This is a genomic window from Ancylobacter rudongensis, assembly GCF_900100155.1.
Classification (GTDB): domain Bacteria; phylum Pseudomonadota; class Alphaproteobacteria; order Rhizobiales; family Xanthobacteraceae; genus Ancylobacter; species Ancylobacter rudongensis.
Genome location: NZ_FMTP01000001.1, coordinates 31693 through 52818 on the forward strand (window position 1 = coordinate 31693; position 21126 = coordinate 52818).

The 21126-nt window shown below is 67.6% G+C and carries 19 protein-coding genes; 12 read left to right on the top strand and 7 right to left on the bottom strand.

All coding sequences use genetic code 11. The annotated features are described in order from the left end of the window. Window positions 1–146: 146 nt before the first annotated feature. Window positions 147–1109 (top strand): LysR family transcriptional regulator, encoded by a 963-nt coding sequence (locus BLO63_RS00125; protein ID WP_091435706.1) that lies wholly within the window; start codon window positions 147–149, stop codon window positions 1107–1109. A 13-nt stretch (window positions 1110–1122) separates the two neighbouring features. Here BLO63_RS00125 and BLO63_RS00130 read toward each other — a convergent pair whose 3' ends face one another. Further along, a complete protein-coding gene (locus tag BLO63_RS00130; protein WP_091435708.1) occupies window positions 1123–2058 on the bottom strand; it encodes a LysR family transcriptional regulator in 936 nt (311 codons plus the stop codon). 106 nt (window positions 2059–2164) lie between these two features. On the opposite strand from BLO63_RS00130, the gene cuyA reads away from it, so the two are divergent. The 9 genes from cuyA (at window position 2165) to BLO63_RS00175 (ending at window position 11114) form a co-directional block, all read left to right on the top strand. Continuing rightward, window positions 2165–3187 carry a D-cysteate sulfo-lyase gene (gene cuyA, locus BLO63_RS00135; protein ID WP_091435710.1) on the top strand — a complete coding sequence of 341 codons (1023 nt, stop codon included), beginning with the start codon at window positions 2165–2167 and terminating at the stop codon, window positions 3185–3187. 3 nt (window positions 3188–3190) lie between these two features. Next, a complete protein-coding gene (locus tag BLO63_RS00140) occupies window positions 3191–4399 on the top strand; it encodes a DegT/DnrJ/EryC1/StrS family aminotransferase (protein ID WP_091435712.1) in 1209 nt (402 codons plus the stop codon). Beyond that, window positions 4399–5097, top strand: a complete 699-nt coding sequence (cuyB, locus tag BLO63_RS00145) for a cysteate racemase (protein WP_091435713.1) — start codon at window positions 4399–4401, stop codon at window positions 5095–5097. The genes BLO63_RS00140 and cuyB overlap by 1 nt, the downstream gene beginning before the upstream one ends. A gap of 60 nt (window positions 5098–5157) precedes the next feature. After that, window positions 5158–6150, top strand: a complete 993-nt coding sequence (gene tauA / locus BLO63_RS00150; RefSeq protein WP_091435714.1) for a taurine ABC transporter substrate-binding protein — start codon at window positions 5158–5160, stop codon at window positions 6148–6150. A 62-nt stretch (window positions 6151–6212) separates the two neighbouring features. Continuing rightward, on the top strand, window positions 6213–7001 hold the full coding sequence (locus BLO63_RS00155) for a taurine ABC transporter ATP-binding protein (protein WP_091435716.1): 789 nt from the start codon (window positions 6213–6215) through the stop codon (window positions 6999–7001). Continuing rightward, window positions 6998–7885, top strand: coding sequence for an ABC transporter permease subunit (locus tag BLO63_RS00160; RefSeq protein WP_091435718.1), 888 nt, complete (start codon window positions 6998–7000; stop codon window positions 7883–7885). The genes BLO63_RS00155 and BLO63_RS00160 overlap by 4 nt, the downstream gene beginning before the upstream one ends. 8 nt (window positions 7886–7893) lie before the next feature. Beyond that, window positions 7894–9204, top strand: a complete 1311-nt coding sequence (gene hisD / locus BLO63_RS00165; protein WP_091435719.1) for a histidinol dehydrogenase — start codon at window positions 7894–7896, stop codon at window positions 9202–9204. 189 nt (window positions 9205–9393) lie between these two features. After that, window positions 9394–10932, top strand: coding sequence for a cryptochrome/photolyase family protein (locus tag BLO63_RS00170; protein WP_091435721.1), 1539 nt, complete (start codon window positions 9394–9396; stop codon window positions 10930–10932). Next, window positions 10929–11114, top strand: coding sequence for a DUF2256 domain-containing protein (locus tag BLO63_RS00175; RefSeq protein WP_091435722.1), 186 nt, complete (start codon window positions 10929–10931; stop codon window positions 11112–11114). The genes BLO63_RS00170 and BLO63_RS00175 overlap by 4 nt, the downstream gene beginning before the upstream one ends. Window positions 11115–11136: 22 nt before the next feature. Here the strand turns inward: BLO63_RS00175 and BLO63_RS00180 are convergent, their stop codons facing one another. The 3 genes from BLO63_RS00180 to coxB are packed head-to-tail and all read right to left on the bottom strand — an operon-like array spanning window position 11137 to window position 14641. After that, window positions 11137–11460: a hypothetical protein gene (locus BLO63_RS00180; RefSeq protein WP_091435724.1), complete on the bottom strand. Its 324-nt coding sequence runs from the start codon at window positions 11458–11460 to the stop codon at window positions 11137–11139. Next, a complete protein-coding gene (gene ctaD / locus BLO63_RS00185) occupies window positions 11457–13982 on the bottom strand; it encodes a cytochrome c oxidase subunit I (RefSeq protein WP_205409233.1) in 2526 nt (841 codons plus the stop codon). Before ctaD ends, BLO63_RS00180 begins: the two co-directional genes overlap by 4 nt. Beyond that, window positions 13979–14641 (bottom strand): cytochrome c oxidase subunit II, encoded by a 663-nt coding sequence (gene coxB / locus BLO63_RS00190; RefSeq protein ID WP_091435727.1) that lies wholly within the window; start codon window positions 14639–14641, stop codon window positions 13979–13981. The genes ctaD and coxB overlap by 4 nt, the downstream gene beginning before the upstream one ends. A gap of 33 nt (window positions 14642–14674) precedes the next feature. Here coxB and BLO63_RS00195 point away from each other — a divergent pair, with 33 nt between their 5' ends. After that, a complete protein-coding gene (locus BLO63_RS00195; protein ID WP_091435729.1) occupies window positions 14675–15184 on the top strand; it encodes a DUF2231 domain-containing protein in 510 nt (169 codons plus the stop codon). Here BLO63_RS00195 and BLO63_RS00200 read toward each other — a convergent pair. From BLO63_RS00200 to BLO63_RS00210, 3 genes are all read right to left on the bottom strand, one after another. Continuing rightward, window positions 15145–15651, bottom strand: coding sequence for a CopD family protein (locus BLO63_RS00200; RefSeq protein ID WP_091435731.1), 507 nt, complete (start codon window positions 15649–15651; stop codon window positions 15145–15147). The genes BLO63_RS00195 and BLO63_RS00200 overlap by 40 nt on opposite strands. Then, the gene (locus BLO63_RS00205) at window positions 15648–16382 is read right to left on the bottom strand and encodes a cytochrome c oxidase assembly protein (RefSeq protein ID WP_244517529.1); all 735 of its coding nucleotides are present in this window, start codon (window positions 16380–16382) and stop codon (window positions 15648–15650) included. The genes BLO63_RS00200 and BLO63_RS00205 overlap by 4 nt, the downstream gene beginning before the upstream one ends. 189 nt (window positions 16383–16571) lie before the next feature. Then, window positions 16572–18854, bottom strand: coding sequence for an FdhF/YdeP family oxidoreductase (locus tag BLO63_RS00210; protein ID WP_091435732.1), 2283 nt, complete (start codon window positions 18852–18854; stop codon window positions 16572–16574). 697 nt (window positions 18855–19551) lie between these two features. On the opposite strand from BLO63_RS00210, the gene BLO63_RS00215 reads away from it, so the two are divergent. Beyond that, a complete protein-coding gene (locus BLO63_RS00215; RefSeq protein ID WP_091435734.1) occupies window positions 19552–20940 on the top strand; it encodes an Nramp family divalent metal transporter in 1389 nt (462 codons plus the stop codon). Window positions 20941–21126: the final 186 nt, after the last annotated feature.

Here is a 21126-nt window from a genome sequence, read left to right on the forward strand (position 1 = left end):
ATGATCAATCGGCGATTTACGTAACACCTTGTTCGAAAATGAGTATTGGAAAATTGCTGCCCATAGATTATGCAAATGATGATTTGTTAGTCAGTTTGACAATTGGGCAATGGCGCGCAGAGTTGCCGCGTGAGCCGGGGTGATCCATGGATCTTCGTCAGCTGAAATACTTTGTGCAGATCACGGAAAGCGGCAATTTCTCACGCGCTGCCGAAATGCTGCGGATCGCTCAACCCTCGTTGAGCCAGCAGGTGAAGAACCTTGAAGAGGAACTGGGCGTCGACCTGCTTCTGCGTCACGCGCGCGGCGTGACCCCGACCGATATGGGCCAGCAGCTCTACGACCATGCCCGCCGCATCCTGGAAGAGGTCGAGCGGGTCAAGGATGTGGTGCGCTCGCAATCGGTCACTCCGTCCGGCCGGGTCGCGATCGGGCTGCCGACCTCGGCCTGCCGTGGCCTCTCCATCCCGTTGATCACCGCCATGGCCGAGCGCCAGCCCAACATCACCCTGCGGGTGGTGGAGGCGATGACCGGCTATCTCGACGAATTCCTGCAGATGGGCCGGCTCGACGTCGCCCTGCTCTATGACCGCCGCGCCTTCGAGACCGTCGCCTGGACCGAAATGATGGTCGAGGAGTTGATGCTCTTCGTGCCGCCGGGCCATCCGCTGGCCGCCAGCGGCGGGGTGACGCTGCGCGGGGTGTTCGAGCACCCCATCGTTCTGCCGGGCGCGCCCAACGTGCTGCGCACCGTCATCGAGCAGTTCGCCGCCCGCCACGATATCAAGCCGGTGGCGATGGATTGCGACAGCCTGCCCGCCATCGCCCAGCTGGTGCAGCAGGGCCGGGCGCTGGCGGTGATGCCGCATTTCGCCTTCATCGACGAGATGCGGCGCGGCGAGATGATCGCCGTGCCGATCCTTGACCCCACGCCTTCCTGGCGCCTGTCGGTGGTGGTGTCGCCGCGCACCATGAACCCGCGGGGCAGCGACGCGGTAGCGAAGGTGCTGGCCGATGTCATCGCCGGCATGGTCGAGGCCGGCACCTGGCGCGCCCGGCTGCGCCCCGACAAGAGCCGGGGCGAGGCGGGGCGGGCCGTGGCGCGATGAGCCGGCGGCGCCGTCAGTCGCTGTCGGTCCCGGCCGCCCGAGCGGGGCGCGGCGCGTCCATGCGTGACAACTGGTCCCAGACCGTGGCTTCGACGGGCGTGGCCTGATTGGCCAGTCGCACGGCCGTGACGTCGAGATCGCAATAGGGCAGGCTGGCCGAGAGATCGGCGAGATCGCCGGCCTCGATCCGCGCGCGGGCCAGCGTCGCCGGCACCCAGGCCACGCCGATGCCGTTCGCCGCCAGTTCCAGCGCCGCGAGCGTAAGCTCGGTCTCCACCTTAGGCACCATGTGGCTTGCCCCCTGTATGGCCGGCAGCACGATCCGGTCCATGACCTCGCCGAGGAAGACCTCGGACGGGTAGGCGATGAACGGCACTTCGCCATGGGCGAACTGCCGGTTGAGACGTGCGCCATAGGCGCGGGCGAAAACCGGGATCAGCCGGTCGCGGCCGATGATGGTCGTCTCGATGTAGTTGGCGGCGATCGGGTGCTCCTCGCCGATCCGCCGGTACACCACGGCGATGTCGGCCTGCCGCGACAGCAGGAAGGCGAAGCACTCATCGAGATTGGCCGATTTCAGCTTCAGGAAAATATCGGCGTTTTCCGATTGGATCGTGTCGATGAAGCGCGGCGCCCAGGAGGCGGTCAGGGCATGCTGGCTGGCGAGGACCAGGCGGTTGCCGGCGGTGCGGTCGCCCCGGCGTAGATCGTCCGTCAGCTGGCGCAGCGTGCGCGCAAGCCGGGCGATCTGGTCGCGCTGCTCGGCGGTGGTCGGGCGCAGCTGAACCGGCTTGCGCGAGCGGTCGAACAGCGCCACCCCGACATGGTCCTCGATATGCTGCACCCGGCGCGAGAAGGCCGACTGCGTCAGCCGCCGCCGCTCGGCCGCTTCGCTGAAGGAGCCTGTCTCCGCAACCGCGAGAATATCCTCCAGCCATTCCAGTCGCATCCGAACCTCCCAACATGCACAATATGCATCTTAAGTGAATAATTTCGCATTTGAAGTGCCGAAGACGATCTGCAAACATCGATATACGCAAGTTGAGGATTGTTTCATGCACTTCGCCCGCTTCCCCCGCATCCGTCTCGCGCATCTGCCCACACCGCTGGAGCGGCTCGATCGGTTGAGCCAGGAACTGGGAGGGCCGGAGATCTGGATCAAGCGCGACGACTGCACCGGGCTTTCCACCGGCGGCAACAAGACCCGCAAGCTGGAATTCCTCATGGCCGAGGCCGTGGCGCAGGGCGCCGACATGGTGATGACGCAGGGCGCGACCCAGTCCAACCACGCCCGCCAGACCGCTGCCTTCGCCGCCAAGCTCGGCCTCGCCTGCCACCTGCTGCTGGAGGACCGGACGGGCTCCAATGATCGCAACTACAAGACCAATGGCAATGTCCTGCTCGACCATCTGCACGGGGCGACGACCGAGACCCGCGCCGGCGGCGTCGACATGAACGCCGAGATGGAAGCCGTTGCCGAGCGTCTGCGGGCCGAGGGGCGCAAGGTCTATACGATCCCCGGCGGCGGCTCGAACCCCACCGGCGCGCTCGGCTATGCCAATTGCGCGCTGGAGCTGATCAATCAGGCCAATGAGATCGGCCTTGCCATCGACCATATCGTCACCGCCACCGGCAGCGCCGGCACGCAGGCGGGGCTGATCGTCGGCCTCAAGGCAATCAATGCCCAGGTGCCACTACTCGGTATCGGTGTACGCGCGCCCAAGCAGAAGCAGGAGGAGAACGTCTTCGCCCTCGCCGAGCGCACCGCGCAGAAGCTGGGCTGCCCCGGCGTGGTGCTGCGCGAGGATGTGGTGGCCGACAGCAACTATGTCGGCCGCGGCTACGGCATTCCCGGCCTGGACACGCTGGAGGCCATCCGAATGTTCGCGGAACTGGAGGGGATTCTTCTCGATCCGGTATATTCGGGCAAGGGTGCGGCTGGTCTCATCGACTATGTCCGCAAGGGCATTTTCAGGAAGGGCGAGCGCATCGTCTTCCTGCACACCGGCGGCTCGGCGGCGCTGTTCGGCTATGACGCCTATTTCGCCGACGACCAGCCCGCGCACGCCACGGCCTGACCCATGCGCGCGCCCCGCTTCACCGGCAGTTTCACCCAGCAGCTGCCACTCCCGGAGGACGCCATTGCTGCCGCCGAGGCCGTGATGCGTTCCGGCCGGCTGCACCGCTACAATGTTGCGCCCGGCGAGGTGGCGGAGACGGCGCGGCTGGAGGAGGAATTCGCCCGGTGGCAGGGCGCGCGCTACTGTCTCGCCCTGGCCTCCGGTGGGCAGGCGATGCAGATCGCGCTGCGCGCGGCAGGGGTCAAGCCGGGGGACCGCGTGCTCACCAATGCGTTCACCCTCGCCCCCGTGCCGGGAGCGATTGCCGGCGTCGGCGCCGTGCCGGTTCTGGTGGAGACGACGGACGATCTCGTCATCGATCTCGACGATCTCGCCGCCAAGGCCACGGCCTCGGGCGCGACTGTGCTGCTGCTGTCGCATATGCGCGGGCATATCGGCGCTATGGACAAGCTCTCTGCGCTGGCCGGCGAACACGGCCTGCGCGTCATCGAGGACTGCGCCCACACGATGGGCGCCCGCTGGAACGGGCGAAAATCGGGCACCTTCGGCCTTGCCGCCTGCTTCAGCACCCAGACCTACAAGCACCTGAACTCCGGCGAGGGCGGGCTGCTGACCACCGACGATGCCGATCTGATGGCGCGGGCGGTGATCCTGTCCGGCTCGTACATGCTCTATGAGCGGCACGGCGCGGCGCCGCCGGCCGAGGCGTTCGAGCAGGTACGGCTCGACACCCCCAACATGTCGGCGCGGATGGACAATCTGCGCGCCGCCCTGCTGCGGCCGCAGCTGGCGCGGATCGAGGACAGCCTCGCCGGCTGGAACGCGCGCCATGACCATCTCGCCGCGCGTCTCGCCGTGCATCCGGCGGTGCGGATGCCTTCGCGGCCGCCGCAGGAAAGCTATGTCGGCTCCTCGATCCAGTTCCGCGTGCCGGCGCTCTCGGCCGGGCACTGCACGGCCCTTGTCGCGGCGGCGGCCGAACGGGGAGTGGAGCTGAAATGGTTCGGCGCGGCCGAGCCGGTCGGCTTCACCTCGGCGCATACGTCGTGGCGTTACATCGCCCGGCACGACCTGCCGCAGACCGAGCGCGTGCTGGCCACGCTGTTCGACATGCGTATCCCGCTCACCTTCACGCTGGAGGATTGCGACCTCATCGCCAGCCATATTCTCGGCGCGCTGGATGAGACGCTGGCGGAGGACGCACGCTGATGCCGCGCCGGGTCGGTATATTGGGCGGCATGGGGCCGCAGGCGACGGTGCTGTTGATGAGCAAGGTCATCGCGGCGGTGCCGGCGGCGGATGACCGCGACCATGTTCCGCTGCTGGTCGACCAGAACCCGCAAGTGCCCTCGCGCATCGCCCGGCTGATCGAGGGCACCGGCGAGGACCCCGCGCCGGTGCTGGTCGCCATGGCGCGGCGGCTGGAGGCGGCGGGCGCCGAGGCACTGGCCATGCCCTGCAACACCGCCCACCATTTTGCCCCGGCGATCGCGGCGGCGGTGGGCGTTCCCTTTCTCGACATGACGGCGCTCTCGGTCGCCCATGCCGCGCGCCTCGCCGGCCCCGGCGGGCGCATCGGCGTGCTGGCCTCGCCCGCGCTGCGCCGCATCGGCCTGTTCGACGGCAAGCTCGCCCGGGCGGGGCTGACGGCGGTCTATCCCGAGGACGAGGACGCGCTGCTCGGCGCCATCCGCCGCATCAAGGCTTTGGGCGCCGATGCCGTCGCCCGCGACAGCTTCCACCGCGCTTCCCTGCAGTTGCTGGAAGCGGGCGTCACCACCCAGATGATCGCCTGCACCGAATTCTCGCTCATTGCCGACAGTGCCGCCGAGGGCGCCCGCGCCTTCGACACGCTGGATGTTCTGGTGAGCGCCATCGTCGATTTCGCGCTCGCGCGGGACGCTTGAATTCACGGGCCCACAGAAGGCCCGGCAACCACGACCGACCTGACAGAGGAGTTAAGGGACATGAGCAAGACCATGCGAGGCCTGATGGCGGGTGCTGTCGCCCTCGTCCTTTCCGCCGGCTCCGCCTATGCGGAGAAGATCGTCATCGGCCATTTCGGCAATCCCACGCCGATGCAGGTGGCGCGCGCCGAGGGCCTGTTCGAGAAGGCCACCGGCTGGGAGATCGAATGGCGCAAATTCGCCTCCGGCGCCGAGATCATCGCCGCCATGGCCTCGGGCGACGTCAAGGTGTCGGAGCTCGGCTCCTCGCCGATGACCATCGCGATGAGCCAGGGCGTCGACATCCAGATGTTCATGCTCGCCATCGTCATCGGCCAGGCCGAGAGCCTGATCGCGCGCGACGGCTCGGGCATCACCAGCGTCGCCGACCTCAAGGGCAAGCGGGTGGCGGTGCCGATCGGCTCCACCGCGCATTTCTCGCTGATGGGCGCGCTGCAGCATGAGAAGGTGCCGGTGAGCGAGGTCACCATCATGGGCATGCCGCCGGACCAGATCGCCGCCGCCTGGGAACAGGGCGCCATCGACGCCGCCTTCATCTGGGAGCCCGCCCAGAGCCGCATCATCAAGACCGGCAAGCGCATTCTCGGCGCCGACACCACCGCCAGCTGGGGCTTCCCGACCTTTGACGGTTGGGTGGTCGACAAGGAGTTCGCCGCCAAGAACCTCAAGCAGATGGCCGCCTTCGCCAAGGTCGCCGACGAGGCCAACGCCGCCTATCTCGCCAACCCGGCCGCCTGGACCGCGACCAGCCCGCAGGTGCTCACCATCGCCAAGATGACCGGCGCCTCGCCCGACGAAATTCCGGACTCGATGAAGGGCTACACCTTCGTGCCGCTGGTCGAGCAGCTCAGCGACAAATGGCTCGGCAGCGCCCCGGCGACGCTCAAGTCCACCGCCGAGTTCCTCAAGAGCGCCGGCCGCATCGAGAAGGTGGCGGAGAGCTACGCCCCGTTCGTGAACACCTCCATCGCCAAGGCCGCCACGGCCAAGTAAGGCCCGGATCTTGACGCCGGGCTGGCGGTGAAACGCCGGCCCGGCGATTTGGAGGACATGCAATGGTGCTCATCGTCGACGACGTGTCCGTCGTCTATCCGGCCGCCAATGGCCGACCGCCGGTCGAGGCGCTGCGCAAGATCGACCTGACGATGGACCGCAACGATTTCGTTGTCGCCCTCGGCGCGTCGGGCTGTGGCAAGTCGACCCTTCTCAACCTGCTGGCCGGATTTCTCTCGCCCAGTTCCGGCTCCATCCGGCTCGACGGCCATGCCGTCACCGGGCCGGGCGCCGACCGTTCGGTGGTGTTCCAGAAGCACGCGCTGATGCCGTGGCTCAGTGTGCGCGACAATGTGGCGTTCGGGCTGCAGATGCAGGACGTGCCGCTGCGCGAGCGCCGCGCCACGGCCGAGAAGTACATCGCCCTGCTAGGGCTGGACGGCTTCCAGAACTCGCCGGTTTACCAGCTGTCCGGCGGGATGCAGCAGCGTGTGGGTATCGCACGGGCACTCACCTGCGACCCCCGTCTTCTGTTGATGGACGAGCCGCTGGGGGCGCTCGACGCGCTCACCCGCGAGAAGGCGCAGCAGCTGATCCTGCGGGTGTGGAACAGCACCGGCAAGGCGGTGTTCTTCATCACCCATGATGTGGAAGAGGCGCTGTTCATGGGCACGCGGCTCATCGTCATGTCGCCGCGCCCGGGACGCATCGCCCATCGCTTCGACCTGCCGTTCTCCCGGCGCTTCCTGGATGGGGCGTCCGCGCGCGAGGTCAAGGCCTCCCCCGAATTCATCGCCCTGCGCGAAGAGGTGCTGGGCATCATCTTCGCCGACGAGGAAGCCGCCGCATGAGCCCCGTCGATCACATCAGCCCGGTCGAACCGAAGCCGCGCCCGCGGCTGTCGTCCCGGCTGGCCGCGCTGGCCCGGGGCCGCTCGGTCAAGCCCGGCCAGGCCTATGGCGTGCCGGGCGATGGCGACACGCTCTGGCTGTCGCTGCTCTCGATCGGCGTGCTGCTCTTCGTCTGGTGGCTCGTCACCGAGATGGGCTGGATCAAGCCGCTGTTCCTGCCCTCGCCGGGCGCGGTGGTGCAGAAGTTCCTGGACGTCGCCCGCGACGGCTTCACCAACACGCCGTTCTGGCAGCACATCGCGATTTCCGCCGCGCGGGTGTTCGGCGCCTTCCTGCTCGCCTGTGTCATCGGCATCCCGCTCGGCCTCGCCATGGGCATGAGCCCGGCCATGCGCGGCATTCTCGATCCGCCGATCGAGTTCTACCGGCCGATCCCGCCGCTGGCCTATCTGCCGCTGATGATCATCTGGTTCGGCATCGGCGAATTGTCCAAGGTGCTGCTCATCTTCCTCAGCGTCTTCGCCCCGGTGGCGCTGGGCGCGCGGGCGGGGGTGAAATCGGCGGCGATCGAGCAGATCCACGCCGCCTATTCCTTCGGCGCTTCGCGCTGGAAGGTGCTGCGCTACGTCATCCTGCCGGCCTCGCTGCCGGAGATCCTCACCGCGATGCGGATCGGCATCGGCTTCGGCTGGACCACGCTGGTAGCGGCCGAGATGATCGCGGCGACCGAAGGGCTCGGCTACATGGTGCTGTCCGCCAGTCAGTTCCTGCAGACCTCCACCGTCATCATGGGCATCGTCGTCATCGCGGCGATCGCCTATCTCTTCGACATGCTGATGCGCCTGATCGAACGCCGGATTGTGCCCTGGAAGGGCAAGATGTGAGCCCTGCCATGACCGTGACCTATCTCAAGAAAGCCACCCGCACCGCCCATTCCGACGAGGGCGACGTGCGCGACGCCGTCGCCGCCATGCTCGCCGCCATCGACGCGGAAGGCGAGGCCGCCGTGCGCCGCTTCTCCCGGGAGTTCGACAAATGGGAGGGCGAGATCGTCCTCTCGGACGCCGCGCGGCAGGCGGCTATCGCCCGTGTGCCTGACAAGACCAAGGACGACATACGCTTCGCCCATGCCAATATCGCCCGGTTTGCGGAGGCGCAGAAGGCGACGGTGCTGGATTGCAGCATCGAGGTGATCCCCGGCCTGATGGCGGGGCAGAAGCAGATCCCGGTCGAGGCGGCCGGCTGCTATGTCCCCGGCGGGCGCTATTCTCATATCGCCAGCGCGATCATGACCATCACCACGGCGCGGGTGGCCGGCGTGCGACATGTCGTTGCCTGTTCGCCGCCCCGGCCGGGGTTTGGCATTCCCCCCGAGATCGTCTTCGCCATGGATCTGTGCGGGGCGGATGTGATCCTCAATCTCGGCGGCGTGCAGGGCGTGGCGGCGATGGCCAACGGGCTGTTCGGCCTGCCGAAGGCGGACGTGCTCGCCGGACCCGGCAACCAGTATGTCGCCGAGGCCAAGCGCATTCTCTATGGCCGCGTCGGCATCGACATGTTCGCCGGGCCGACCGACAGCATGATCCTCGCCGATGAAAGCGCCGATGCCGAGTTCATCGCCAATGACCTGATCGGCCAGGCCGAGCACGGCTATAATTCGCCGGTCTGGCTGGCGACGACCTCGGCGGCCCTTGCCGAGGCGGTGATGGCGCGCGTGCCTGATCTGATCGAGGCGCTGCCGGAGCCGAACCGCTCCAGCGCCCGCGCCGCCTGGGCCGACTATGCCGAGGTGATCCTGTGCGGCGATGCCGAGGAGATGGCCGGCGTCGCCGACACCTACGCTCCCGAGCACCTGCATGTGCAGGCGGCCGATCTCGACTGGTGGCTGGGGCGGCTCCAAGCTTATGGCTCGCTGTTCCTCGGAGAGGAGACGACGGTGGCCTTCGGCGACAAGACGTCGGGCCCCAACCATGTGCTGCCGACCTCGGGCGCGGCGCGCTACACCGGCGGGCTGTCGGTGCACAAATTCATGAAGACGGTGACGTGGCAGCGCGCCACCCGCGCGGCGGCGCGCGACCTTGGCGTGGTCACCGCCCGCATCTCGCGCAAGGAAGGCATGGAAGGCCATGCCCGCAGCGCCGATGTGCGTCTCGCCCGCTTCTTTCCGGGCGAGACCTTCGATCTCGCGCCGGCGGAGGACTGAGGCTTGCCCCTCGCCAGGAGGCGGTGAACGTCCTCGCGCACAACGGCGCGGGGACGGCCATTCTCCGTCGCTGATGGTCGATCGCGCTGGGCACGGCACGAGCGACAGCAGCGTGTCGTTTCGCCCATGGCCAGATCCGCGCGGCTGCGGCAAGGTCGCCGCCACCTGCGTTGAGAGGGGAGCGGCGGAATGGGCGTGTTGCGCGTGATCCTCGGGGACCAGTTGTCGTCGCAGTTGGAGATCGTGGCTGGCGCCGACAAGGGCCGTGACGTGTTCCTGCTGGCCGAGGTGATGAGCGAGGCCAGCTATGTCCGCCATCACGTCAAGAAGATCGCCTTCCTGTTCTCCGCCATGCGCCATTATGGCGACGCGCTGAAAAGCGCCGGCTACACGGTGCGCTATGTCGCGCTCGACGAGGCGGGTAACAGCCAGAGCCTTGAGGGTGAAATCCTCCGCGCGGTGGCGGCGCTCGCGCCCAGCCGCGTCGCCGTCACCGAGCCGGGGGAGTGGCGGCTGCGCGAGGGCTTCGAGGCGCTGCGGCTGGCGCTTCCCGTTCCGCTCGACATCCTGCCCGACACGCGGTTCCTCTGCTCACACGCCGCCTTTGCCACCTTCGCCGAGGGCCGGCGCGACCTGCGGATGGAGTTCTTTTACCGCGAGATGCGCCGGCGGCACGCCATACTGATCGAGCCCGACGGCACGCCGTCCGGCGGGCGCTGGAACTACGATACGGAGAACCGCAAGCCGCCCAAGGCCGGGCTGCAATTTTCGCCGCGCCTCAGCTTCCGCAAGGACGCCACCACTCTCGCGGTGCTCGATCTGGTGCGCCGGCGGTTTCCGCAGGGCTATGGCCGGCTGGAGCCGTTTCATTTCGCGGTGACGCGGCGCCAGGCCCTGCGTGAGCTCGACCATTTCATCGCTCATATCCTGCCCGGCTTCGGCGACTATCAGGACGCGATGGTGCGGGGCGAGCCCTATCTCAGCCATTCGCTGCTGGCGGCCTATCTCAATGCCGGGCTGCTCTACCCCTTGGAGATCTGCCGCAAGGCGGAAGCCGCCTATCGCGACGGGCGGGCGCCGCTGAACGCGGCCGAGGGCTTCATCCGGCAGATTCTGGGCTGGCGCGAATATGTACGCGGCGTCTACTGGCGCTTCATGCCCGGCTATCTCGAGCGCAACGCGCTTGACGCCACCGAGCCGCTGCCCTGGTTCTACTGGAGCGGTGAGACCCGCATGGCCTGCCTGCGCGAAGCGCTCGCCCATACCTATGACCACGCCTATTCGCACCACATCCAGCGGCTCATGATCACAGGCAATTTCGCGCTGCTGGCCGGCATCGAGCCGAAGGCGGTGCATGAATGGTATCTCGCCGTCTATGCCGATGCCTATGAGTGGGTGGAAGCGCCCAACACGCTCGGCATGGCGCTGCACGCCGATGGCGGGCTGCTGGCGTCGAAGCCCTACGCGGCCAGCGGCAATTACATCAAGCGCATGAGCAATTACTGCGCGGGCTGCGCCTACGACCCCACGGTGTCGGTCGGCGACCGCGCCTGCCCGTTCAACGCGCTCTACTGGGATTTTCTGGCGCGCCACCGCGACCGCTTCAGCCGCAATGCCCGCATGCCCTATGTCTATGCCAATTGGGACAAGATGGGTGGCGAGAAGCAGGCGGCTCTGCGCGCTCAGGCGCAGGCACACCTTCTCGCCATGCGCGAGGGGCTGTTGTGAGCGGCAAGCGCGTGGCGAAGGCGAACCTGCCGACCAGGACCTGCACCGTCTGCCAGCGCCCGTTCACCTGGCGCAAGAAATGGAGCCGGGTCTGGGACGAGGTGCTCTATTGCTCGGACGCCTGCCGTCGCCGCCGCCAGCCGAAAAGCCAGCCCATTACCGAGCCGCGCGGACGGGAATGAAGGTCAGAGCGCCGATGGCCGGTCAGCAACTCGTCGCCACCAGCACCGGCGCCATCGTGTAAAGCGTGGCGACCAGGCCGATCCACAGGCCGAGCCGGGGAATGCCGGCCTCTGGCCCGAGCGCCGTGCTCACCCGCGCGAGCAGCACGAGGCAGAGCAGGATCGCGGCGAGGGAGGGCAGGGCGATGGCCACGCGCTGCAGGCTGACCGGGCCGAGGCTCAGCGCCGGCCAGCCCAGTTCGCAGCCCAGCCCGTGCAGGCCGTAGGCGACGGAGAAGGCGGCCGCCCACGCCGTCGGCCCGGCAATCAACCAGGCGAGCCAGACCATGCCCCCGACGCGCCTCATGCCCCCGCCTCCTGCGCCCACAGCGCCGCCATCGCCAGGGCCGCCGCCGCCAGCGTGTAGCGCTGCCACAGTCCCCAATTGCGCAGCGCGCCGGGGCTGGCGGGCGTGAGTTCGCCCCGGCGTGCCTGGTCGAGCGCGAAGGCGCTGAACAGGGTGGCGATGGCGATGTGCAGGCCGACATAGGCGACAAGGGCGGCGCGCACCGCGTCGCCGGCATGGCGGGTGGGAGCGGGAAGCCAGAAGGCCAGCGCGGCGAGGCCGGCAAGCGCCAGCAGATTGACGATCACCGCGCCGATGAGCACTGCCCCGGCGGGCCGGGCGGCCTCGACCCGGGCCAGCGCCCAGCGCGCGCCGAGCGCCCCTGCCGCGAGGAGCGCCACCACGGCGGCGGCGGCCAGCAGCACCGTTCCGTCCGCGTGCCATACCGGCCGGGGCGGGCCGGGCGAGACCAGCGAGATAAACGCCAGGCCGAACAGCAGCGAGGCCAGGAACGTTCCATTGGCGAAGAGGAGCCCGGTCAGCCCGCTCTGCGTCAGGGTGGCGCCACCCTCGGGGTGGACCGGCAGAAACTGGCCGGGCGCGATCTCTACCGGCGCCGCGTCGACGGCGGCAACGGCCCGCCGCGCCCAGGCCCAGATCAGGCCGACCACGGGTATCAGCGCCACCGGCGCCACCGCGTAGAAGCCGGCCAGCATCAGCAGCACGAAGGCACAGATGGCGAGCGCCAGCACCAGCGGCAAAGCGGTGTTGAACGGCAGCAGCGCCACATGCTGGGGCCGCGCCGCGCCGACCGAGGTGACGAGGATTTCGCGCCGTCCGCGCGGGGCGCCGGGCAAAAAGCCCTCGCCGCGCGCCAGCTTCAGCATGGCGCCGGCGGCGCCGGCCTGCTGCAGCTCCACGCCGGGCAGGGACGCGAAATTGTAGTTCGGCGGCGGCAGCGCCATCGCCCAGTCCAGCGAGGGCGCCTGCCACGGGTCGCGCACGCTGCGCTTGCCGAACCCCGCCTGCAGGATCAGGTCGATGGCGAACAGGGCGAAGCCGATGGTCATGACGAAGCCGAAGAAGGAGGAGGAGAGGTTGAGGCCCATCCATTCGGGATTGTCGGCATAGGTCGGGATGCGGCGCGGCATGCCCATCAGGCCAGTGAGGTGCATGAGGAAGAACGTGCCGTGGAAGCCGATCAGGATCAGCCAGAACGCCGCTTCGCCCAGCCCCTTGATGCGCCGTCGTCCGCTCATCAAGGGCATCCACCAGGCGACGCCGGCCAGCATCGGGAAGACGAAGCCGCCGATCAGCACATAATGCAGATGCGCGGTGACGAAGGCGGTGTCGTGCGCCTGCCAGTTGAACGGCACCACCGCCAGCATCACCCCGGTCAGCCCGCCCATCACGAAGGTGAAGAAGAAGCCGAGAATATACAGCATTGGCAGCTTCAGCTCGGGTCGGCCGCGCCACATCGTGCCGATCCAGGCGAAAATCTGCACGGCGGTCGGCACCGCCACCAGCATCGAGGCGGCCGAGAAGAAAGCCAGCGCCAGATGCGGGATGCCGACCGTGAACATGTGGTGCACCCAAAGCCCGAAGCTCAGGAACACCATGCCGAGGATCGCCGCGACGATGGCGCCATAGCCGACGATCTTCGTGCGGCACAGCACCGGAATGACGGTGGAGAGCACGCCCGCCGCCGGCAGGAAGATGATGTAGACCTCCGGATGGCCGAACAACCAGAACAGATGCTGCCACAGCAGCGGATCGCCGCCGCGCTCGGGGTCGAAGAACGGCCAGCCGAAGGCGCGCTCCATCTCCAGCAGCACCGAGCCGAGGATGAGCGGGGGAAAGCCGGCCAGCATCATCGCCGCCGTGCCGAGGATGTACCAGGCGAAGAGCGGCATCTGCGTCAGCGTCATCCCCGGCGCCCGCAGGCGCAGGATCGAGACCATCAGTTCGATCGCCGCCGCCAGCGCCGAAATCTCGACAAAGGTCACGCCCAGCAGCCAGACATCGGCATTGATGCCGGGCGAATAGGTTTTCCCCGACAGCGGCGTGTACATGAACCAGCCATCCGCCGGCGCGACCCCGGCCAGAAGTGCGGTGATCAGGATGCTGCCGCCGAGCAGGTAGCACCAGTAGCCCAGTGCCGAGAGCCGGGGAAACGCCAGGTCGCGCGTGCCCAGCATCTTCGGCAGCAGGTACATCGCCAGCCCTTCCAGCATGGGAATGGCGAACAGGAACATCATGATGCTGCCATGCATCGTGAAGATCTGGTTGTAGAGCGCGGTGTCGAGAAAGGCGCTGTTCGGTGTCGCCAGCTGCGCCCGGATCAGCATCGACAGAAGGCCGCCAATGCCGAAGAAGACGAAGGCGGTGGCCATGAAACGCAGGCCGAGCGTGGTGTGGCTGACGCTGGTGACCTGTCCCCACAGGCCGGGGCCGTTGCGCCAGACCCGGTCCAGCTCCCGGTGCAGGGGAAGCGCCCGGCGCGGCGGATTGGCGGGGATTGCCGTCATGTCGGGCGGGCTCATGGGCGCGAGCCCTCCATGGTGGGCAGCGGTGGCCAGGCGGCGGGGTCATGCGCGATCACCTCGAAGCGCATGGAAGCGTGTTCAAGCCCGCAAAATTCGGCGCAGAGCCCCTCATAGGTGCCGGGCCGGGAAGCTTCGATGCGCAGCCGGTTCTGGCGGCCGGGGATGGCGTCCATCTTGCCGCCCAGCTGCGGCACCCAGAAGGAATGGATCACGTCGGACGAGGTGATGAGCACGTCTACCGGCTGGCCGGCCGGTATGTGCAGCACGCCCTCGCTCTCGGTCGGGCCCGTCGCGCCGGGATGGGTGAAGGTCCAGGACCATTGCCTGGCATGGGCGTGCACTTCCAGCGCCGGCCCGTGCGGCAGGATGCGCTCGCCGACCCACAGCGCGCCGGCGAGGGTCACGGTGAGCACCGCCAGCGAGAACCACACGCCCATCCCGAAGACCCAGCGCCCTTCCGCCACCTCGCGCGGCCGGCCGAAGCCGAGGGCGACCAGCACGAACACCATCAGCGCCAGCAGCGCCGCCCCGGCCAGTAGCGCCCACCACAGCCAGGCGATGTCCTGCGCAATGGGTCCCGACGGCGTCAGGGTGGAGAGCGGACCCGTGCATCCCGCCAGAACAAGGGGAACCGTAGCCAGGGCTGCGCACTTCACCCGGGAGACCGACCGCCACGCGAAGGGAACCCGATGGACACGCGCCCCGATCTGTTCGATCCGCTGGAAGAGCGGCGTGCCTTGCAGGACACGGAATCGAAGATCGCCATTTCCGGCCACCCGCTGCACGCCATGCTGGTCGCTTTCCCCATCGCGCTGGCCTTCAGCACGCTGGGTGCCGATCTCCTCTACATGTGGACCGGCGCCAGCTTCTGGTCGCATGTGGCTGCCTATGCGGTGTTCGGCGCCTTCGCCATGGGGGTGCTGGCGGCGATCACCGGCACGGCCGAACTGCTTCTGGTGCGCGGCATCCGCAACCGCTCCTCGAGTTGGACGCATTTCATCCTGGCGGTGATGCTGCTCTCGCTCATCGGCACCAACTGGATCATCCGCATCGGCGACCCCGATGGCGCGGTGCTGCCGGTCGGGCTGGCCTTGTCGCTGGTCATGGCGGGCATGACCGCGCTGACCGGGTGGCATGGCGGAAAACTCGTCTTCGATTATCAAATCGGCACCAAGGCGGCAGGGAGCGAACGGTCCTGAGGCGTGGTCAGGGCCTGCGGCAGCGCATCGATCAGCGGCTGCAGGTCCGGCTTGGCAAGGACGAGGTAGAGCACCGCGCCCATGCAGAGCAGGCTGGCCGGCAAGGCGAGCAGCGCGTGCGGCATCTGGTAGGTGCCGCGCCCTTCGGACGCCTCCACCGTCAGGTGGCCGAGCCAGGCATGGGCCAGCACCATGCCCACCACCGCGACCAGCTTGGCCACCAGCCAGGGCTGGGTGAGCCCGACGGCGAAGATCAGCCCCGTGCCGGCCGCGATGGCGATGATGGCGGCGGGGGTGACGATGCGCGTATAGGCGGCGTGCATCAGCAGCCGGAACTCCGAGAAGCCAGCCTGCGTGCGCACTTCCTCGCGTCGTCCATAGACCTGCAGCACGATCGGCATCGCCACCAGCCCGGCGCACCACAGGCTGAGCGCGGCGATGTGCACGGCCTTGAGCAGCGCGATCATGTCAGGCTCGCCTCGCGCCAGCCGCGCCGCAGCAGCAGCGCCCCGAGCAGCGCGAGCGGCAGCATGCCCGGCACCCACATCACCAGTCCGGCCAGTTGCTGGTCGGCCAGCGCGGCGAGTCCATAGGCCTCGGTGACGCCGAGATGCTGGAGGTAGAGAAGGCGCGGCGAGAAGGTGAGGATGGCGGCGATCAGCCCCATCTGCCCGGCGAGGGCCAGCACCATGCCGACCGAGGCAAGGCGCTCCGCCGGCCGCTCGGCGTGGAACACCTGCGACCAGAACGCGAAGGCCGAGCCGAGCAGCCCCGCCTGCATCAGCCAGTAGATCGCATGGCTGTTCCAGGCCAGCGTATAGGCGGCGGGCAGGTGCCACAGCCACAGGAACACCGAGAGACCGACAAAGCCGCCGGTGCGCGCGAAGGGCAGGCGGTGCGGCCAGGCCAACGCCAGCGCCGGCGCGGCGACCAGCACGAGCACGAGATGATGCAGCCCGCGCGCGGCGAACAGCGCCACGGTCAGCGCGCAGAGCGGCGAGACGAAGGCGAGGAACAGAGCCGCGCTGGCCAGCAGGGCCGGACCGCGCGGGATGTCGCGGCGGAAGGCGGCCAGCGCCAGCGGCGCCGCGCACAAGGCGAGCGGCAGCGGCGCGAGGTTCCACGCCGTCAGCAGGCTCTCGGGGGGAGGGCCGCAATAGGGGAGGATCGGATCCAGCTGCGGCCTCCTTTCAGGCATTCATCGGTCGCGGCCGCCGCGCGGCGTCCGGCGCCGGACGCGGCCTTGCCGACAAGCCCTCCGCCGCCGGCGAGGCAGCCGCGGGAGGCCCGGCCGGCGGCGCGGTAGCGGGCGACGTAATCGAGGGGTAACGCGCTGCCGGGGATCGGGTTCCTGCAATAGCCGCCGGCTCGTGACGGCTAGCATGGCTCAGTCCGGGCGCACCCGGATCGGCACCGACTTGGCGGCCGGCGTCTTGCTGCCCTCGGCATAGTGCCAGAGCGGGATCAGCGCGTTGCATTCGGGGAAATAGGCGGCGCAGGTGCCGGGTGGCAGGTCGTAGTCGATCACCTGGAAGCCGCCCATGGCGCGGTGAATGCCGTCATCGACCGCCGTCACCAGCCGTGCCCTGCCGTCCTCGGTCAGGCCGAGCCGGATCCGGTCGTCGCGGTTCATCATCACGATGAGGCGCGAACCGTGGATGCCCCGCAGACGGTCGGCATCGCCATAGACCGTGGTGTTGAACTGGTCGTTGGAGCGTAGCGTGATCAGCCGCAGCACATCGGCGTCCAAATCGTCGTCGAAGCTCGCCGACAGCGCCTTTGGCAGCTTGAAATTGGCCTTGCCGTTCTCGGTTTCCCATCGGCGCTCGCGCGCCGGCACCGGGCGGGGAAAGCCGCCGGGCGTGTCGAGCCGGGCGTTGAAATCGCGGAAATCGTCGGGGAAGCTGGCTTCGATGGCGTCGCGCACCGTTGCATAATCCTCCACCCAGCGCTCCCACGGCACCAGCGGGTTCGGCGGCAGGGTTGCCTTGGCGATCTCGGCGACGATGCGCGGCTCCGACAGCAGCGTCTCCGCCGCCGGCTGGAACTTGCCGCGCGAGGCGTGGATGCAGGTGGTTGAATCCTCGATGGTCACGATCTGCGGACCGGTCGCCTGCTCGTCGATCTCCGAACGCACGAGGGTCGGCAGCAGATAGGTTTCATTCGCCGTGACCAGATGGGTGCGGTTGAGCTTGGTGGCGATCTGCACCGAGAGGTCGATCTCGCGCCACTTCTCCTCCATCAGCTCCCGCTCGGGGATCGCCCGCACGAAATTGCCGCCGAGGCCGATGAAGGCGCGGATCTTCCCCGCGATCACCGCCTCGCACACTTCCACCGTGTTCAGCCCGTCCTCGCGCGGCGGCTCGAAGCCGAACTGTTCGGCGAGGCGGTCCAGCGGCACCAGCTCGGCCTTTTCGGCGATGCCGACCGTGCGCTGGCCCTGCACGTTGGAATGGCCGCGCACCGGGCAGATGCCGGCGCCGGGCTTGCCGATATGCCCGCCCATCAGCAAGAGGTTGATCAGCGTCTGGATGGCGTCGACGCCCAGGCGATGCTGGGTCAGGCCCATGCCATAGATGGCGATCACCGCCCGGGCCCGCGAGAAGGTGAGGGCGGCCGCTTCCAGTTCGGCCTGGGCAAGCCCGGCATTGCGCTCGATCTCCTCCCAGGACGTTTCCCGGACGTGGACCTCGAAGGCGGGAAAACCGTCCGTATGCTCGGCGATGAAGGCGTGGTCCAGCACCCGCTCGCGGCCCGTCGCCTGCGCCTCGTCATCCAGCGCCAGCAGCGCCTTGGCCATGCCGATCATGGCGGCGATGTCGCCGCCGGCGCGCGGCTGGTAATATTGGGTGGCGATCCGGGTCGGCTCATTGGTCAGCATCTGGCCCGGCCGCTGCGGATTGACGAATTCATCCCACCCCTTCTCGCGCAGCGGATTGAACACGACGATCGGCACGTCGCGCTCGCGCGCCACCTGCAGCGGGTGCAGCAGTCGCGGCGCATTGGTCCCGACATTCTGGCCGAAGGAGAAGATGCAGTCGGTGTGCTCGAAATCCTCCAGCAGAACCGTGCCCACCGGGGTGCCAATGCTCGGCGGCAAGGCCACGGACGTGGTCTCGTGGCACATGTTGGAACTGTCCGGCAGGTTGTTGGTGCCGTAGAGCCGGGCGAGCAGCTGGTACATGTAGGAGGTTTCCAGCGACGCCCGCCCCGAGGCGTAGAACACCGCCTCGTCAGGCGCGTAGCCGCGCAGCTTCTGCCCGATGGCGTCGAAGGCTTCCTCCCATGTCACCTCGACATAGTGGTCGCTGCCGGCGTCATAGCGCATCGGATGGGTGAGGCGGCCTTCCTTCTCCAGCTCGTAATCCGACCAGCCGAGCAGCTCGGAAACCGTGTGGCGGGCGAAGAAGTCGGGCGTCGTGCGCTTGGAGGTGACGTCCCAGAAGGTGGCCTTGGCGCCGTTTTCGCAGAATTCCGCCGCGTGTGGCTCGGCCGGCTTGGCCCAGGCGCAGCTGGTGCACATGTAGCCGCCGGTCTTGTTGTGGTCCGTCACCAGGGCGGCGAGGGCGGAGACGGCGTGCTGTTCGGTCGAGTGTTTGAGAAGAGACTTTGCCGACCCCCAGCCGCCGACGGGTTGATCATAGTTTTCGTGCCGGGCGCGCTCGGTCATCTCGGTCTCCTTGGCTGTGAGACGCTAATGACCCGGTCGCCGCTTCGGTTCCGGCGCGTGATGCATTGGCCGACACATCGCGTGACGGCGGCGCGACTAAGCTATGCCGTGCCATGCATTTAACAGCGCCTTCACCGGGCGCCGGTTTGGGCCGGGCCCCGATTTCTCGATAAATTTGCCCCTCGACGGTCGCTTCCGCTGCGGAAGTGGGTTAGCCTTTTGTCGGGTGTCAACGTCGCGCTCGGCGACCGAGACAGGTTTTTGCGCAGGTCGGGCCGCCGCGCGGGAGCCGCGCCTATGCCACGACACCCCCTTTCCCATCTGCGGCGCAGCTGCGCCTTTCCCGCGGGTTTCGACGCGACGTGTGAACGCGCGCGCCAGGACGATCCGGCATAGAGCCTGCCCTGCGGGGCCGAGCAGCTGGCGGCTGAGCCTGGTCTCCGTCACGTCTATCCAGGTATTATTTTATGTATAAACGTTCGAAGTGAAAGTAATAGAAAGAACATAAAGTGAACATATAAATATAGAATCTAAGTAACACTCACGATTGCGTGAACTATTCGATTCTGTAGTTCGTGCCTTAGGTCGAATGGATTAGTTATAAGGTATGCCACGCCCCGAGAAGGCGTGCGCCAAGGAGAACAACACCTGCCACACCTGATGTTCGGCTCGGCAAGCCGAGGAGAGGAAACGCCACATGAATATCGTTACTGACGCGGAAAACGCGCAGACCGGGGCCACGCCGCACGCGCCAAAGACCATTCGCCTTGAGGCGCCGGGCCTCGGCGCGGCCAGCACCTGGCGCAATATGGGCCCCGGCATCGCCGCGGCGATGACCGGCATCGGTGCCAGCCACATCATGCACGCCCCCACCGCCGGCGCCCAATATGGCTATGCCCTGCTCTGGGTCATTCCCTTCGCCTATATCCTGAAATACTGCGCCTTCGAGTTCTCCCACCGCTACACGCTGGTGAAGGGCGAATCCGTCATGGATGCCTATCACCGCATCGGGCAGGGCCGGGGCAACTGGCCGCTCTGGTACCTGATGTTCCAGGGGGTGGCGAACACGTTCGGCATTGCCGGGCGCACGCTGGGCTGCGCCGCCATGATCTGGGCCGCCTTTCCCTTCCTGTCGCTGGAACTCTGGTCGGTCGTCATTCTCCTCGTCACCGTCGGCATTCTCTGGCTGGGCAAATATGCCGCCGTGGAAGCGGTGGTGAAGCTGCTCATCATCGTCTTCGCTCTCTCGTGCTTCATCGCCTTCGTCCTGCAGGCGCCGCCGCCGGGCGAGTACCTGTCCCGGCTGCTGCCGACCCTGCCGCCGATCGGCGCGGCGCTGCTGTTCGGCGCCATGTGGGGCTATTTCCCGACGACGCTCGAAGTGGCGCCGATGCAGTCCAACTGGGCGGTCGACAAGAAGTCCGGCATGGTGAAGGTGCACGACCTTCGCCGCCAGGGCTACGAGGTGGAGCTGGCGCCGAACTACCTGCGCAACTACTTCATCCTGTTCAAGCGCGACATGAACATCAGCTACATCATTTCCGGCATTACCGGCGCGATCTTCCTGATCGTCGGTGCCGCCGTCCTCCATCCGATCGGGCTGGTGCCGGCGAGCCGTGAAATGGGGCTGACCATCGCCCGCATCTACACCGACACCTTCGGCGCGTGGATCTTCCCGGTCATCATCTCAGGCGGTGTCGCGGCGCTGTTCTCCACCGTCTTCACCTATTATGACGGGCAGGCGCGGTTGATCGAGGAATCGGCGGTGCGGCTGCACGCCTCGCTTGATACGCCGGAGCGCCGCAAGCTGATCTATCGCGGCTTCCAGGTCTTCCTCACCGCGGCCGGCATCGGCATCGTCTACGGCCTGCCCAACCCGATCTTCGTGGTGCAGATCGCCTCCTTCGTGGCGCTGCTGTTCTCGCCGGTGCTGTTCTGGCTCAGCATCCAATCGGTGAAGCGCAACTTCAAGACGCCCGAAGAGCTCGAATTCATGCCCTCGAAGCTCATGTTCGCCTGGGCGTGGGTGGGCACGATAGGGCTGGCGCTGATCAGCGCCTACGTCATCTGGTTCGAGTGGCTCTGAATTCCTCTCCCTAGGGCCTGAGACACTCGCGACTGCCCCGCCTTCCAGCAAGGCGGGGCCTTTTTTGGCGACACCACCCGATGCGCCTCAAACGGCGTGACAAGAGCCGCCCGATCCATTAGAAAAGCCGCAGGGTGCTTCTTCTCTTCGCAGTAGAGGCAGGTTTTGCGTCGGTCGGGCCGCCAC